Source organism: Comamonas sp. GB3 AK4-5, from assembly GCF_041320665.1.
Classification (GTDB): Bacteria; Pseudomonadota; Gammaproteobacteria; order Burkholderiales; family Burkholderiaceae_C; genus Comamonas.
On sequence record NZ_CP166730.1, the window covers coordinates 1,711,332 to 1,725,573 of the forward strand.

At 61.5% G+C, this 14,242-nt stretch carries 12 protein-coding genes, 3 tRNA genes and 1 rRNA gene; 11 read left to right on the top strand and 5 right to left on the bottom strand.

Going from position 1 to position 14,242, the window contains the following annotated elements; genetic code table 11:
• Nucleotides 1-21 precede the first annotated feature (21 nt).
• Nucleotides 22-642, top strand: a complete 621-nt coding sequence (ssuE, locus tag ACA027_RS07585; protein WP_370681793.1) for an NADPH-dependent FMN reductase — start codon at nucleotides 22-24, stop codon at nucleotides 640-642.
• A gap of 67 nt (nucleotides 643-709) precedes the next feature.
• A complete protein-coding gene (ssuD, locus tag ACA027_RS07590; RefSeq protein WP_370681794.1) occupies nucleotides 710-1,873 on the top strand; it encodes an FMNH2-dependent alkanesulfonate monooxygenase in 1,164 nt (387 codons plus the stop codon).
• 265 nt (nucleotides 1,874-2,138) lie between these two features.
• Here the strand turns inward: ssuD and ACA027_RS07595 are convergent, their stop codons facing one another.
• The 5 genes from ACA027_RS07595 to ACA027_RS07615 all read right to left on the bottom strand — a co-directional run bounded on the left by ACA027_RS07595 (nucleotide 2,139) and on the right by ACA027_RS07615 (nucleotide 5,780).
• Entirely contained in the window at nucleotides 2,139-2,978 is an 840-nt protein-coding gene (locus ACA027_RS07595; RefSeq protein ID WP_370681795.1) for a zinc-dependent peptidase, read from the bottom strand.
• Between the two features lie 37 nt (nucleotides 2,979-3,015).
• Nucleotides 3,016-3,828 (bottom strand): UDP-2,3-diacylglucosamine diphosphatase, encoded by an 813-nt coding sequence (locus ACA027_RS07600; RefSeq protein ID WP_370681796.1) that lies wholly within the window; start codon nucleotides 3,826-3,828, stop codon nucleotides 3,016-3,018.
• 160 nt (nucleotides 3,829-3,988) lie between these two features.
• A complete protein-coding gene (locus ACA027_RS07605) occupies nucleotides 3,989-4,516 on the bottom strand; it encodes a peptidylprolyl isomerase (RefSeq protein WP_370681797.1) in 528 nt (175 codons plus the stop codon).
• A 52-nt stretch (nucleotides 4,517-4,568) separates the two neighbouring features.
• The gene (locus ACA027_RS07610) at nucleotides 4,569-5,153 is read right to left on the bottom strand and encodes a peptidylprolyl isomerase (RefSeq protein WP_370681798.1); all 585 of its coding nucleotides are present in this window, start codon (nucleotides 5,151-5,153) and stop codon (nucleotides 4,569-4,571) included.
• 93 nt (nucleotides 5,154-5,246) lie between these two features.
• Entirely contained in the window at nucleotides 5,247-5,780 is a 534-nt protein-coding gene (locus tag ACA027_RS07615) for a tetratricopeptide repeat protein (RefSeq protein ID WP_370681799.1), read from the bottom strand.
• A gap of 196 nt (nucleotides 5,781-5,976) precedes the next feature.
• On the opposite strand from ACA027_RS07615, the gene cysS reads away from it, so the two are divergent.
• From cysS to ACA027_RS07660, 9 genes are all read left to right on the top strand, one after another.
• Complete coding sequence (gene cysS / locus ACA027_RS07620) at nucleotides 5,977-7,356, top strand: cysteine--tRNA ligase (RefSeq protein ID WP_370681800.1); 1,380 nt, start codon at nucleotides 5,977-5,979, stop codon at nucleotides 7,354-7,356.
• A 16-nt stretch (nucleotides 7,357-7,372) separates the two neighbouring features.
• Nucleotides 7,373-8,032, top strand: a complete 660-nt coding sequence (locus ACA027_RS07625; RefSeq protein ID WP_370681801.1) for a DNA-3-methyladenine glycosylase — start codon at nucleotides 7,373-7,375, stop codon at nucleotides 8,030-8,032.
• A gap of 48 nt (nucleotides 8,033-8,080) precedes the next feature.
• Nucleotides 8,081-9,052, top strand: coding sequence for an acetyl-CoA carboxylase carboxyltransferase subunit alpha (locus ACA027_RS07630; protein ID WP_370681802.1), 972 nt, complete (start codon nucleotides 8,081-8,083; stop codon nucleotides 9,050-9,052).
• A gap of 233 nt (nucleotides 9,053-9,285) precedes the next feature.
• Nucleotides 9,286-10,242 carry a tRNA lysidine(34) synthetase TilS gene (tilS, locus tag ACA027_RS07635; RefSeq protein ID WP_370681803.1) on the top strand — a complete coding sequence of 319 codons (957 nt, stop codon included), beginning with the start codon at nucleotides 9,286-9,288 and terminating at the stop codon, nucleotides 10,240-10,242.
• Nucleotides 10,243-10,343: 101 nt separating this feature from the next.
• Nucleotides 10,344-11,609, top strand: a complete 1,266-nt coding sequence (locus ACA027_RS07640) for an aspartate kinase (RefSeq protein ID WP_370681804.1) — start codon at nucleotides 10,344-10,346, stop codon at nucleotides 11,607-11,609.
• A 54-nt stretch (nucleotides 11,610-11,663) separates the two neighbouring features.
• Nucleotides 11,664-11,756 (top strand) — tRNA-Ser (locus tag ACA027_RS07645).
• A 322-nt stretch (nucleotides 11,757-12,078) separates the two neighbouring features.
• Nucleotides 12,079-13,613, top strand: a 16S ribosomal RNA gene (locus ACA027_RS07650).
• Nucleotides 13,614-13,706: 93 nt separating this feature from the next.
• Nucleotides 13,707-13,783 (top strand) — tRNA-Ile (locus tag ACA027_RS07655).
• A gap of 30 nt (nucleotides 13,784-13,813) precedes the next feature.
• A tRNA-Ala gene (locus ACA027_RS07660) sits at nucleotides 13,814-13,889 on the top strand.
• Nucleotides 13,890-14,242 lie beyond the last annotated feature (353 nt).

Below are 14,242 nucleotides of genomic sequence, written 5' to 3' on the forward strand. Positions count from 1 at the left end.
TGATTTTTCCTGGAGTCGCTGATGTCGGTTTTATTGATTGCAGGCAGCCCCACCCAGCCTTCGCGCTCTGCCGCTTTGCTGGAGGTGGTGGGCCGCCAACTGGAGGCGCAAGGCGCGGCGGTGGCACGCCTTGCCGTGAGGGATGTGAATGCACAGGCGCTGCTGCACGCCGAGTTCTCGCACCCGGACATCGCGGCCGCGGCGGCGCAGGTGGCGCAGGCCGAGGTGATCGTCATGGCCACGCCGGTGTACAAGGCCGCCTATAGCGGGGTCTTGAAGGCCTGGCTGGATCTGCTGCCGCAAACAGCACTGCAGGGCAAAACCGTGTTGCCCTTGGCCACGGGGGGCAGCTCACACCATATGTTGGTGCTGGACTATGCGCTGCGGCCGGTGCTCCAGTCCCTGGGGGCCCGGCATGTGCTGGCAGGTGTTTATGCCACCGATACCCAGGTGCAGCTGCCACCCAAGGACATGCCCGATGGGCCGGTGCAGCTGGACGCGGCACTGCAGCAGCGTGTGGATGAAGCCGTGCATACCTTGTGGGCCGAGCACCTGCAGGGTCACAGGCGCCATGCGGCCACGTTGGCGCTCTCTCCACGCTTGGCTTTTGTGCCTGGCGTGTCGGTGCTGCGCCGCGCCTAGGCCGCAGCGCTTCAGGGCCATCGCGCTGCGGCGGCAAGCCACGGATTACCCGGAAAGGACATGGACGATGGAAGTCTTTTGGTTTATTCCCACCCACGGCGACAGCCGCTATCTGGGCACCACCCAGGGTGCAAGGCCGCTGACGCATGACTATATGAAGCAGATCGCCATCGCGGCCGATCACCTGGGCTATGCGGGCGTGCTGATTCCCACGGGCCGCTCCTGCGAAGATCCCTGGGTGATCGCTTCCAGCCTGATTGCCGTCACCCGCCGCCTGAAGTTTTTGGTGGCCGTGCGCCCGGGCCTGCACCAGCCCGCGCTGGCTGCGCGCATGGCGGCCACATTCGATCGCCTCTCCGAAGGGCGCTTGCTGATCAACCTGGTCACCGGGGGGGATCAGGCCGAGCTGGAGGGCGATGGCGTGTTTTTGGACCATGCCCGGCGCTACGAGGAGTCGGCCGAGTTCATCCATATCTGGCGTGAAATCCTGGCCCGCAGCCACCAAGGGCAGAGCCTGGACTTTGCTGGGCAGCATTTGCAGGTCAAGGGGGCCAAGTTGCTCTACCCCCCTTTGCAAAAGCCTTATCCGCCCGTGTATTTCGGTGGGTCTTCACAAGCCGCCCAGGTGCTGGCCGGGGAGCAGGTCGATGCCTATCTGACCTGGGGTGAGCCGCCCGATGCCGTGGCCGCCAAGATCGCCAGTGTGCGGGCCCAGGCAGCCCGCCATGGCCGGACACTGCGCTTTGGCATACGCTTGCATGTCATCGTGCGCGAAACCGAGGAGCAAGCCTGGCAGGCCGCCGAATCCCTGATCAGCCACCTCAGTGACGACACCGTGCAGCAAGCCCAGGCGGCACTGGCGCGCATGGATTCCGAAGGTCAGCGCCGCATGAGCGCGCTGCACGCCGGTGGCCGCAAGCGCAGCCGCGCTGATCTGGAAGTCAGCCCCAACCTGTGGGCCGGCGTGGGCCTGGTACGCGGCGGTGCGGGCACGGCCTTGGTGGGCAATCCCCAGCAGGTGGCCGCGCGCATAGAGGAATACGCGGCCCTGGGCATAGACAGCTTTATCTTCTCCGGCTATCCGCACCTGGAAGAGGCTTACCGCTTTGCCGAGCTGGTCTTTCCCTTGCTGCCTCTGGCCACACAGCAGCTATTGCGCGCACAGGCCGCCAATTCGCCCCTGGGGGAAATCGTGGGCAATAACTTTGTGCCGCGCGCGGCGGCGAGTTAATCCTATCCCCCCCTGAGTCGCTAACGCGCCTTCCCCCAAGGGGGACGACGGCCTTTGCTGCGGGGCGGCCCTTGCTGGCCGTCTCTGGCTTGGGGCGTGCCAGTTTCGCGGGCTATGCCACATTCGGCCGCTGGTGATGCGCCGGCTATTCCGATGGGCGAGTCTCTTTTTGCGCAGCACCTGCACAGGCAGCGCATTCTTTATCAAATCCGGCGTTGGGCTATAGAACGGGAGCTGGTCGTGCTCTGATTGGCAGAGCAGGTCATCAGTGTTCAGGGGGGTGTTGGAAAAAAGCATCCAGGGCGGCCGTCACACTGGGCAGCTCCTGGGCCATGCGTTCGCGATCCACCCAATAGCCTTCGCAGGCCACGGCAAAGAATTCGGCCGGGTCGGTGGCGCCATAGGCATCCAGCCAGGGTGCGGCTTGGCCAAAGCGCTCGTGGCAGATCACCTGCTCGCGAAACAGCTGATACGCCGGACTCCAGATGGCGCTCCAGGCCTGGCGGGCGGCGCTGGCGCTGTGCTGCCCCATAAAGCCAGCGGGCAGGGGCGGGCAGCCGTTGGCACTGCCATCGCGCAGGTCCAGCTTGTGGGCGAATTCGTGGATCACCACGTTGCTGTGCGCGGCCAATAGCGCATGGCCGGGTTGCACGGCGGCCCAGCTGAGCATGATGGGGCCGCCCTCCATGGCCTCGCCCATCAGCTCCTCGTTGTAGTGGTGGACCACGCCGGCCTCGTCCACCACCTTGCGGCGGGCGATCACATCATCTGGCTGCACCACGATGCCGACAAAATCGGCATACCAGCGCAGGGCATCGGCGGGCTCGCCCCAGTACAGTAGCAGCACGCAGGCCTGGGCGGCAATGGCCACGGCCATGGCATCGGTGATTTCCAGGCCATGGGCGCCGCTGAATTCCTTGTGCTGCAGAAAATGCGCTACCAGCAGCTGCAGCTGGGCGTCTTCGGCCGGCGTGAGGCTGGCCAGAAAAGGGTAGAGGGCCACGGTGGACTGCCACAACGCGGTGGGCACGGGCTGTGGAGCCAGGGCGCCGGCCCGCACCGCAGTGCGGCGGGCCCAGGCAGGGAGCAGGCGTTGCCAGTTCATGCCTGTGACCTGCGGGCGCGGCAGAGGGCGGTCGCTTTCACGCTGCCTCGGGGGGCAGGCGCTGCCAGCCCTGGGGCGTGAGGCGCAGCACTTCGCTGCGCTGGGGGCCGTCATCGTGGTCGGCGTCGAGATGCCAGTCGCTGGTGACGATGCGCCAGCGGCCATCGGCCAGGGGGTGGTCGGCAGGTTGGTGGGTATGGCCATGCACCAGCCATTGGGCCTGGGCTGCGTCCATCCAGGTGCGGCTCATCTGGGCATCGGCATCGGCATAGGGGACGCCAGCCTGCTTGCGCTGCTCGCTCTCGCTGCGGGCCGATTTGCCAATGGCGCGGCGCACGGCCAGCGGCTGGGCCAGCACCTGCTGCTGCCAGGCTGCCGAGCGCGACAGGGCGCGGAATTGCTGGTACTGCACATCGTCCAGGCACAGGGCGTCGCCATGGCTGAGCAGAATGCGGCGCTGACCCTCACCATGTGGCCAGACCAGCACCGTGGGCTCGGCCAGGCCGGTCATGCCGGTGCGCGCCAAAAAGGCACTGCCTGCCAGAAAGTCACGGTTGCCCACCATGAAGAACAGCGGGCGTTGCTGTGCAGCGGCGTGCAGCACCTGGGCGCATTCGGCTTCGAAGCTGCCGGGCTCGTCGAGGGCATCGTCGCCCACCCAGACTTCAAACAGATCGCCCAGAATGAACACGGCATCGGCCGTGGTGCGTGCCAGATAGTCGCGCCAAGCCTGCACGGTCTGCGGCTCCGAGGGCTGCAGGTGCAGGTCTGAAATCACATCGACCGTGCGCCAGTTGGGCGCAGCCAGCAGCTGCGCTACGGAGGGGGCGGTTGTACGGGGGTCTTGCATCAATTCAATGATCTTGGGTGCGGCGCACGACCCGCAGCGCACAAAACTGGGCGCGGGCCCAAGTGAGGGACACCGCGCAAGGGCCGCCCCGCCGCGCTGGTGTCGTCCCCCTCCCGCGCAAGCGAGAGAGGGGTGAAGGCGCGTAGCGCCTCAGGGGGAGTTAGATGGCCACAGCCTTGTCGATCACCACGGCGTCGAAAGGCACGTCGTCGTGGAAGCCCTTGCGCGTGGTGCGCACCTTCTTGATGGCTTCCACCACGTCTTCACCCTTGACCACTTTGCCGAACACTGCATAGCCCCAGCCTTGGCCGGTGGGGGCGGTGTGGTTCAGGAAAGCGTTGTCCACGGTGTTGATGAAGAACTGGGCCGTGGCGCTGTGCGGATCGCTGGTGCGGGCCATGGCGATGGTGTACTTGTCGTTCTTCAGGCCGTTCTTGGCCTCGTTTTCGATGGGTTCACCCGATTCCTTTTGCTTCATGTCGGCGCTGAAACCACCGCCCTGGATCATGAAGTTCTTGATCACGCGGTGAAAAATGGTGCCGTTGTAGAAGCCCTGGTTCACGTAGTTCAGGAAGTTCTCGGTGGACTTGGGCGCATTCACAGCATCCAGCTCCAGGGTGATCACGCCGGGGGTAGCGGTATCGGCCACGTTGATGGTGATATGCAGTTCAACTTGTGGGTTGCTCATAAAGCAGTCTTTCTCTCAATCGAAAAGGGGAGGGCGGTTGCCCGGGGTCGCATCAGCGCAGCACGGTGGCTTTGGTGATGGTGACCGGTGTCGTGGGCACATTTTGGTGCATGCCACGGTTGCCCGTAGGAACGGTGCGGATTTTGTCGACGGTTTCCATGCCCTCCACCACCTTGCCGAACACCGCATAGCCGTAGCCGTCGGGCTTGGGGGCGTTGAGCGAGTCGTTGTTGGCCACGTTGATGAAGAACTGGGCCGTGGCCGAATTCGGGTTGCCGGTGCGGGCCATGGCGATGGTGTATTTGTCGTTCTTCAGGCCGTTCTTGGCTTCCAGCGGAATGGGTGCGCGCGTGGGCTTTTGCTGCAGGTCGGCGGTAAAGCCGCCGCCCTGGATCATGAAACCGTCCATGACGCGGTGGAACACCGTGCCGTCGTAGTGCTTGTCGTTCACATACAGCAGAAAGTTCTCCACCGTCTTGGGGGCCGCGCTGGGGTTCAGTTCCAGCACGATGTCGCCCATGCTGGTGGTCAGCTTGACGCGAGGAGGCCCGCTTTGGGCCCAGGCGGGCGCTGCGAAAATGCTGGCCGCCAGTGCGGATGCTGCGAGCGTGAGAGCGGCTTTTCTACGGTTAAACATGGGTGGGGTTCCAAAAAAATCGGTCAATCCTGCAAGGCAGCCTGGGCGCTGCGGCGGTGCTGCCATGCGGTGCAAATGGGGGATGCTAGGGGCTCAGTGCGGAGCGGGTGCTTGCAGCAGGCTACGCAAGGTGGACAGCTTGAGCTTGAGGGCCTTGTTGGGGCCGCGCAGCTGCTGCGAGCGGCTGTATGACTGAAAGGCCAGGCGGGCATAGATGTCGCCCAGGTTTTCATGTGCCACCGCATAGCCCGGGTTGTTGCGCACGGCGGTTTCCAGCGCGCTGCGGGCCTGGTCCAGGCGGTCCTGGCTGGCGTAGATCACGGCCAGGTTGTTATAGGGTTCGGGCAGCTCGGGGTATTCCTCGGTCAGCTGCGTGAAGGTGGTGATGGCCTCGTCGTTCTGGCCGGCTGCGGCCTGGGCCGTGCCTTTGAGAAAACGCATCTGCGGGTCACGCTGGTTGGCGCTCAGGTATTTGTCGGCCTGGGTAATGGCTTGGGCAGTCTTGCCTTCGCGCACCAGCTTGGCCACGTCGCTGTAATCATCGGCATGGGCCGCGCCACCGGCCGCCAGCAGGGCCGCCACGGTGAGGGCGCGCAAGGTGCAGAAAAGTGCGGGGCGCAGGGACATGAAGTAGGTGCTTTCGAGGAGATGACGGCGCCCCCGCACGGGGGGCTTTATACTGCGACGCATTGTAGCTGAGGGGTGTCGGGCCACTGTGCGTAGCAAAGGCCGCCTGGACACCCCTTTTTCGCTGCTGGGAACGCAGGGTCGGACGGGCCGGCCACAAGCGCTTCCCCCTTCTCTGTGAACAAGACACACCTCCATGAGTTTGCGTATCTACAACACGCTGTCGCGTGCCATGCAAGCGTTTGTGCCATTGGTGCCGGGCCATGTCCGCATGTATGTATGCGGCATGACCGTGTACGACCTTTGCCACCTGGGCCATGCGCGCTCCATGGTGGCTTTTGACGTGGTCCAGCGCTGGCTGCGTGCCAGTGACTACCAGGTCACCTATGTGCGCAACATCACCGACATTGACGACAAGATCATCAGGCGCGCGGTGGAAAACGGCGAGACCATTCGCGGCCTGACCGACCGCATGATTGCCGCCCTGCACCAGGACGCCGATGCCCTGGGCATTGCGCGCCCCGACCATGAGCCGCGCGCCACCGACTATGTGCCGCAGATGCTGTCCATGATTGGCCAGCTGCAGCAAAAAGGCTTGGCATATCAGGCGGGCAACGGCGATGTGAACTTTGCCGTGCGCAAGTTCCCTGGCTACGGCAAGTTGTCGGGCAAGTCGCTGGACGAGCTCAATGCTGGCGAGCGCGTGGCCGTGCAGGACGGCAAGCTGGACCCGCTAGACTTTGTGCTGTGGAAATCCTCCAAGCCCGAAGAGCCGGCCGATGTGAAATGGCAAAGCCCCTTTGGCGAAGGCCGCCCCGGTTGGCATATCGAATGCTCGGCCATGGGTTGCGCCCTGCTGGGCGAGAGCTTTGATATTCACGGCGGCGGTGCGGACCTGCAGTTCCCCCACCACGAAAACGAGATCGCCCAGAGCGAGGGCGCCACGGGCAAGCAGCTTGCCCAGACCTGGATGCACAACGGCTTCATCAACGTGGATAACGAGAAGATGTCCAAGTCGCTGGGCAACTTTTTCACCATCCGCGATGTGCTCAAGGAGTACGACGCCGAGACCGTGCGCTTCTTCGTGGTGCGCAGCCACTACCGCAGCCCGCTGAACTACAGCGATGTGCACCTGGATGATGCGCGCAGCGCCTTGAAGCGTTTGTACACCGCGCTGAGCATGGTGGCTGCGGACGAGGTTCAGATCGACTGGGCGAACACCCATGCGGCCCGCTTCAAGTCCGCCATGGACGAAGACTTCGGCACGCCCGAAGCCGTGGCCGTGCTGTTCGAGCTGGCCGCCGAGGTGAACCGCAGCAAGTCGCCCGAAGTGGCGGGCTTGCTAAAGGCCTTGGGCGCGGTGCTGGGCTTGCTGCAGGACGATCCGCAGCAGTTTTTGCAGGCCGGTGCCGCCGGTGTGGACGCCGCCGCCATCGAGGCGCAGATTGCAGCCCGCGCCGCTGCCAAGGCCGAAAAGAACTGGGCCGAGGCCGACCGCATTCGCCAGGCCTTGCTGGCCGAGGGCATTGTGCTCAAGGACTCTGCTGCTGGCACCACCTGGGAGGCCGCCCAGTAGGGCACAGGACACTCCCATGGCATCCTCTTTGAAAGAACTGCCTGTGCCGCCGCAACATGCGCCGGCCTACTGGGCAGAGGCGTGCAAGCATCTGGTCAAAAAAGACCGGGTGCTGCGCCGACTGATTCCCCAATACCCGGGGGAGACCTTGGTCACGCGCGGCGATGCGTTTGTGACGCTGGCGCGCTCCATCCTGGGTCAGCAGGTGGCGGCCAAGTCGGCCTCTGCCCAATGGAAAAAACTGCTGGCGCTGCTGCCCGAAGGCCTGTCGCCTTCCCAGCTGCTGCGCCTGAAGGTGGATGACATGCGCGCCGCCGGACTGTCTGCCCGCAAGGTGGACTATCTGGTGGACTTGGCGGTGCATTTCACCGAAGACCGCCTGCATGTGCAGGAGTGGGGGGGCATGGACGATGAGGCCATCATCACCGAGCTCACCGCCATCCGCGGCATAGGCCGTTGGACCGCGGAAATGTTCCTGGTGTTCTACCTGCAGCGGCCCAATGTGCTGGCGCTGGATGACGCCGGATTGCTCAAGGGCATCAGCGAGAACTATTTCTCGGGCGAAGCCGTCAGCCGCAGCGATGTCCGTGAAGTCGCCGAGGCCTGGAAACCCTGGTGCACCGTGGCGACTTGGTATATTTGGCGCTCGCTCGACCCGCAGCCTGTGACCTATTGATGTGTTCCGTAGGCCCCTCTAGGCGAGGCCGGGACAAGGAGAATAATTTTGGCGAAAAAGACTTTTCTGGACTTCGAACAGCCCATTGCCGAACTCGAAGCCAAGATCGAAGAACTGCGTTATGTGCAGACCGAAAGTGCTGTCGATATTTCGGAAGAAATTGACCAGCTGAGTAAAAAGAGTAACCAGCTCACCAAGGACATCTACAGTGACCTGTCGCCCTGGCAGATCACCAAGATTGCGCGACACCCCGAGCGCCCTTACACGCTGGATTATGTGCGCGAGTGCTTCACCGACTTTGTCGAGATGCATGGCGACCGCCATTTCTCGGACGACAAATCCATCATCGGTGGCATGGCGCGCTTCAACGGCCAGCCCTGCATGGTCATCGGTCACCAAAAAGGCCGCGACACCAAGGAGCGCGCACTGCGCAACTTTGGCATGACGCGCCCCGAGGGCTATCGCAAGGCGCTGCGTCTGATGAAGACGGCCGAGAAGTTCAAGCTGCCGGTGTTCACCTTTGTCGACACGCCGGGCGCCTTCCCCGGCATCGATGCGGAAGAGCGCGGCCAGTCCGAAGCCATTGGCCGCAACATCTTCGAGATGGCCCAGTTGCAAACCCCCATCATCACCACCATCATCGGTGAAGGTGGTTCGGGCGGCGCCCTGGCCATTGCCGTGGCCGACCAGGTGCTGATGCTGCAGTACTCCGTGTACTCGGTCATCAGCCCCGAAGGCTGCGCCTCCATTCTGTGGAAGACCGGCGAAAAAGCCCCGGAAGCTGCCGAGGCCATGGGCATCACCGCCCACCGCCTGAAGGCCCTGGGCCTGGTGGACAAGATCATCAACGAGCCCGTGGGCGGTGCCCATCGCGACACCAAGCAGATGGCCTCCTTCCTCAAGCGTGGTCTGAGCGATGCCTGGCGCCAGCTGGCCGACCTCAAGCCCAAGGAACTGCAGGACCGCCGCTACGAGCGCCTGCAAAGCTATGGTCGCTACACCGACACCAAGGCCAGCTAAGGCGCTGGTTCTGCAATGACTGGCATGCAACACGCTGCCCCCATGGCCCTTCGGGGCCATTTTTCTTGGCGCTGCGCTTTGCAAGAAGATGAGCTGCGACCGTATACAGATAAAGCATCTGCGATGGATTTGTACCGGAGATTGGCTATATATATGCGGCAGCAGCTATGGTTTTATGGGGCGCTTTGCGCCGCCCGCTGTAACCATGGTCGCCAAGACCGCAAGGAGGGCGCATGACCCAGTCCGTGGACCAGGCGCTGCAAGCCTTTGCCGAAAGCCATCCCGCGCTGCCGCTGGCTGTGGCTTATAGCGGCGGGGCGGATTCCAGCACGCTGCTGCATGCCTGTGCCCAGCGTTGGCCGGGGCAGGTGCATGCCATCCATGTGCACCACGGCCTGCAGGCCGCTGCCGATGGTTTTGCCGCACATTGCCGCAGCACATGCGCTGCGCTGCAAGTGCCCTTGGTGGTGGCGCAGGTGGATGCCCGCCCCGCTGCGGGTGATAGCCCGGAAGAGGCGGCCCGGCGCCATCGCTACGCGGCGCTGACGCAACAGGCCTTGCAGGGCTTTGAGCGACCCATGGCCACGGTGGTGCTGGCCCAGCATGCGGACGACCAGGTGGAAACGCTGCTGCTGGCGCTGTCGCGTGGTGCCGGCCTGCCCGGTCTGGCGGCCATGCCCCGGCATTTGCAGCGCGGCGGGCTGGATTGGTGCCGGCCACTGCTGCAGGTGGCCGGCGCCGACGTGCGCAGCTGGTTGGTGGAGCGGGGCCTGCCCTGGGTGGAAGACCCGAGCAACACCGATGCGCGCTACACCCGCAACCGCATACGCCACCAGCTGCTGCCGGTGCTGGAGCAGGTGTTCCCGCAGTTTCGCGACACGTTTGCCCGCAGCAGCCAGCATGCGGCCCAGGCGCAGCGGCTGTTGGTGGCCCAGGCTCAGGGCGATTTGCAGGCCGTGGGTGTGCCTCCGCAGATCAAGGCCGTGCAGGCGCTGGCGCCCGAGCGCCAGGCCCAGCTGCTACGCCAGTGGCTGCTGCAGTCGCATGGCGCTACGCCGTCGGCCGCCCAGCTGCGCGAGCTGCTGCGCCAGATCAGCCATTGCAGCACGCGAGGGCACCGTATCCATATCAAGGTGGGGTACGGGTTTGTGGTGAGGCAGGGCAGCAGGCTCGCTTGGTACAATCCCTGAGTTTTGGTCTACATTCCTTAGCACGAAAACCGGCGGCGCGCCAAAACAGCACACCGTTCCTCCAGCGCCGTGGCAAGCAGTTTCGTCACCCCTGTTATCCAATGGCACTGATCGTTCATAAATACGGCGGCACTTCGATGGGCTCGACAGAGCGCATTCGCAACGTTGCCAAGCGCGTGGCCAAATGGGCTCGGGCAGGTCACCAAGTGGTGGTCGTTCCCAGTGCCATGAGTGGTGAAACCAATCGTCTGCTGGGCCTGGCCAGCGAATTGGCACCCGCCAGCCCCCAAACCTCTTATTACCGCGAACTCGACATGCTGGCCTCCACGGGCGAGCAGGCTTCGTCTGCCCTGCTGGCGATTGCGCTGCAATCCGAAGGCATGGGCGCGGTGAGCTATTCGGGTTGGCAAGTGCCTGTGCGCACCAACAGCAGCTACACCAAGGCGCGCATCGAATCCATTGATGACCAGCGCGTGCGTGCCGATCTGGACGCCGGCCGCGTGGTCATCATCACCGGCTTCCAGGGCATTGACCCGTTGGGCAACATCACCACGCTGGGTCGTGGCGGCTCCGACACCTCGGCCGTGGCCATTGCTGCAGCGCTCAAGGCCGACGAATGCCTGATCTATACCGATGTGGATGGCGTCTACACCACCGACCCCCGCGTGGTGCCGGCAGCCAAGCGCCTGACCACGGTGAGCTTCGAGGAAATGCTGGAGATGGCCAGCCTCGGCTCCAAGGTGCTGCAGATCCGCTCGGTGGAATTTGCTGGTAAGTACAAGGTGCCCATGCGCGTGCTCTCCAGCTTCACGCCCTGGGACATCGATCTGGAAGAAGAAGCCAAGTCCGGCACGCTGATTACTTTTGAGGAAGACGAAAAAATGGAAAAGGCCGTCGTATCCGGCATCGCATTCAACCGCGGCGAAGCCAAGATATCCGTGCTGGGCGTGCCCGACACCCCCGGCATTGCTGCCGGCATCCTGGGCCCCGTGGCCGATGCCAACATCGAAGTCGATGTGATCATCCAGAACATCTCCAAGGAAGGTAAGACCGACTTCTCCTTCACCGTCAGCCAGGGCGACTACCAGCGCGCACTGGAGCTGCTGCGCGAGAAGGTGGCTCCGGCACTGGGCGCTTCGGAAGTGGTGGGCAATCCCAACATCGCCAAGGTGAGCATCGTCGGCATCGGCATGCGCAGCCATGTGGGCGTGGCCTCCACCATGTTCCGTGCGCTGAGCCAGGAAGGTGTGAACATTCAGATGATCTCCACCTCGGAGATCAAGACCTCGGTGGTCATCGATGAAAAGTACCTGGAGCTGGCCGTGCGCTCCCTGCACACCGCCTTCGGTTTGGACAAAAGCGAATAATTTTCGCAACTTTGCCTGAGCGGCCCAAAAAGCTGCTTACAATAGCGTCATTGCGGAAACGTGACCGAGTGGCCGAAGGTGCTCCCCTGCTAAGGGAGTATGGGGTGTAGAGCCTCATCGAGGGTTCGAATCCCTCCGTTTCCGCCAGATCAAAGAAAAAGCCGAAAGGCTTTTTCTTTTTGCAAGAATCCTTGGGGTGCTTGCAAAAAGTTTAAGAACTTTGATCTGTGCAATGAAAGTTGTGCTACAATACAAGGCTTCGCTGATCGCAGCGAGTCAAGCTTGAAGGCCTGGTGGTTTTTGAGTGGATTCATTAAAAATGTACAGCCGATAAGCGTGGGCGTTTGAAGGCGATTGCCAAGTTCTTTGGAACTAAAACAAACGCTCACAAAAACAGTAATGAGGAAAGAGAAATCTTTCTTGATTCCGTCAAGTGAGTGAGTAGTCGAAAGACTTTAAATTCAAGATCGAACTGTAGAGTTTGATCCTGGCTCAGATTGAACGCTGGCGGCATGCTTTACACATGCAAGTCGAACGGCAGCACGGACTTCGGTCTGGTGGCGAGTGGCGAACGGGTGAGTAATACATCGGAACGTGCCCAGTTGTGGGGGATAACTACTCGAAAGAGTGGCTAATACCGCATGAGAACTGAGGTTGAAAGCAGGGGACCGCAAGGCCTTGCGCAACTGGAGCGGCCGATGGCAGATTAGGTAGTTGGTGGGGTAAAGGCTTACCAAGCCTGCGATCTGTAGCTGGTCTGAGAGGACGACCAGCCACACTGGGACTGAGACACGGCCCAGACTCCTACGGGAGGCAGCAGTGGGGAATTTTGGACAATGGGCGAAAGCCTGATCCAGCAATGCCGCGTGCAGGATGAAGGCCCTCGGGTTGTAAACTGCTTTTGTACGGAACGAAAAGCCTTTTTCTAATAAAGAGAGGTCATGACGGTACCGTAAGAATAAGCACCGGCTAACTACGTGCCAGCAGCCGCGGTAATACGTAGGGTGCAAGCGTTAATCGGAATTACTGGGCGTAAAGCGTGCGCAGGCGGTTTTGTAAGACAGTGGTGAAATCCCCGGGCTCAACCTGGGAACTGCCATTGTGACTGCAAGGCTGGAGTGCGGCAGAGGGGGATGGAATTCCGCGTGTAGCAGTGAAATGCGTAGATATGCGGAGGAACACCGATGGCGAAGGCAATCCCCTGGGCCTGCACTGACGCTCATGCACGAAAGCGTGGGGAGCAAACAGGATTAGATACCCTGGTAGTCCACGCCCTAAACGATGTCAACTGGTTGTTGGGTCTTAACTGACTCAGTAACGAAGCTAACGCGTGAAGTTGACCGCCTGGGGAGTACGGCCGCAAGGTTGAAACTCAAAGGAATTGACGGGGACCCGCACAAGCGGTGGATGATGTGGTTTAATTCGATGCAACGCGAAAAACCTTACCCACCTTTGACATGTACGGAATCCTTTAGAGATAGAGGAGTGCTCGAAAGAGAGCCGTAACACAGGTGCTGCATGGCTGTCGTCAGCTCGTGTCGTGAGATGTTGGGTTAAGTCCCGCAACGAGCGCAACCCTTGCCATTAGTTGCTACATTTAGTTGAGCACTCTAATGGGACTGCCGGTGACAAACCGGAGGAAGGTGGGGATGACGTCAAGTCCTCATGGCCCTTATAGGTGGGGCTACACACGTCATACAATGGCTGGTACAAAGGGTTGCCAACCCGCGAGGGGGAGCTAATCCCATAAAGCCAGTCGTAGTCCGGATCGCAGTCTGCAACTCGACTGCGTGAAGTCGGAATCGCTAGTAATCGTGGATCAGAATGTCACGGTGAATACGTTCCCGGGTCTTGTACACACCGCCCGTCACACCATGGGAGCGGGTCTCGCCAGAAGTAGGTAGCCTAACCGCAAGGAGGGCGCTTACCACGGCGGGGTTCGTGACTGGGGTGAAGTCGTAACAAGGTAGCCGTATCGGAAGGTGCGGCTGGATCACCTCCTTTCTGGAAAACAGAGCAATCAAGTTTGAACGTCCACACTTATCGGTTGTTGGAACAAGCCGCAAGGCTGCAAAGAGATTTGCGGCGTTGAGGAATGGGTCTGTAGCTCAGCTGGTTAGAGCACTGTGTTGATAACGCAGGGGTCGTTGGTTCGAGCCCAACTAGACCCACCATCAAATTCCAATGCCAGTGCAGAGGATCCCGGGGGATTAGCTCAGCTGGGAGAGCACCTGCTTTGCAAGCAGGGGGTCGTCGGTTCGATCCCGTCATCCTCCACCAACGAAAACTGCGCCTGAGAAGGTGCTACAATCGTTGGCTTCGCACTGAAAAGCGTTTAATACAAAAGCAGTCTTGCAAAGACTGCTTTTGTATTGATCGACACGATCAATAGGCTGTTCTTTAAAAATTCATAGAGTCGAAATCAGCGTTGCTGGTGGAAAGCGAAGTCGAAAGATATTCGCACCGTGCCGCCAGCAACATTTTGATTGCGTCAAAACAGATATTTTGCGAATGCGAAATTATCTAGTAATGACGAATATCTCCAAGATAGCAATATCGAGGAATTATTCACATTACGGCATAACGCGTGAGGTGAGAGACCTCACAAGTCTTTGAACACCGAAATGGCGATC

Excerpts from the sequence above, each read along its gene's own strand:
- ssuE (WP_370681793.1), top strand. The coding sequence starts at position 22 with ATGTCGGTTTTATTGATTGCAGGCAGCCCCACCCAGCCTTCGCGCTCT.
- ssuD (WP_370681794.1), top strand. The coding sequence starts at position 710 with ATGGAAGTCTTTTGGTTTATTCCCACCCACGGCGACAGCCGCTATCTG.
- ACA027_RS07595 (WP_370681795.1), bottom strand. The coding sequence starts at position 2,978 with ATGAACTGGCAACGCCTGCTCCCTGCCTGGGCCCGCCGCACTGCGGTG.
- ACA027_RS07600 (WP_370681796.1), bottom strand. The coding sequence starts at position 3,828 with ATGCAAGACCCCCGTACAACCGCCCCCTCCGTAGCGCAGCTGCTGGCT.
- ACA027_RS07605 (WP_370681797.1), bottom strand. The coding sequence starts at position 4,516 with ATGAGCAACCCACAAGTTGAACTGCATATCACCATCAACGTGGCCGAT.
- ACA027_RS07610 (WP_370681798.1), bottom strand. The coding sequence starts at position 5,153 with ATGTTTAACCGTAGAAAAGCCGCTCTCACGCTCGCAGCATCCGCACTG.
- ACA027_RS07615 (WP_370681799.1), bottom strand. The coding sequence starts at position 5,780 with ATGTCCCTGCGCCCCGCACTTTTCTGCACCTTGCGCGCCCTCACCGTG.
- cysS (WP_370681800.1), top strand. The coding sequence starts at position 5,977 with ATGAGTTTGCGTATCTACAACACGCTGTCGCGTGCCATGCAAGCGTTT.
- ACA027_RS07625 (WP_370681801.1), top strand. The coding sequence starts at position 7,373 with ATGGCATCCTCTTTGAAAGAACTGCCTGTGCCGCCGCAACATGCGCCG.
- tilS (WP_370681803.1), top strand. The coding sequence starts at position 9,286 with ATGACCCAGTCCGTGGACCAGGCGCTGCAAGCCTTTGCCGAAAGCCAT.
- ACA027_RS07640 (WP_370681804.1), top strand. The coding sequence starts at position 10,344 with ATGGCACTGATCGTTCATAAATACGGCGGCACTTCGATGGGCTCGACA.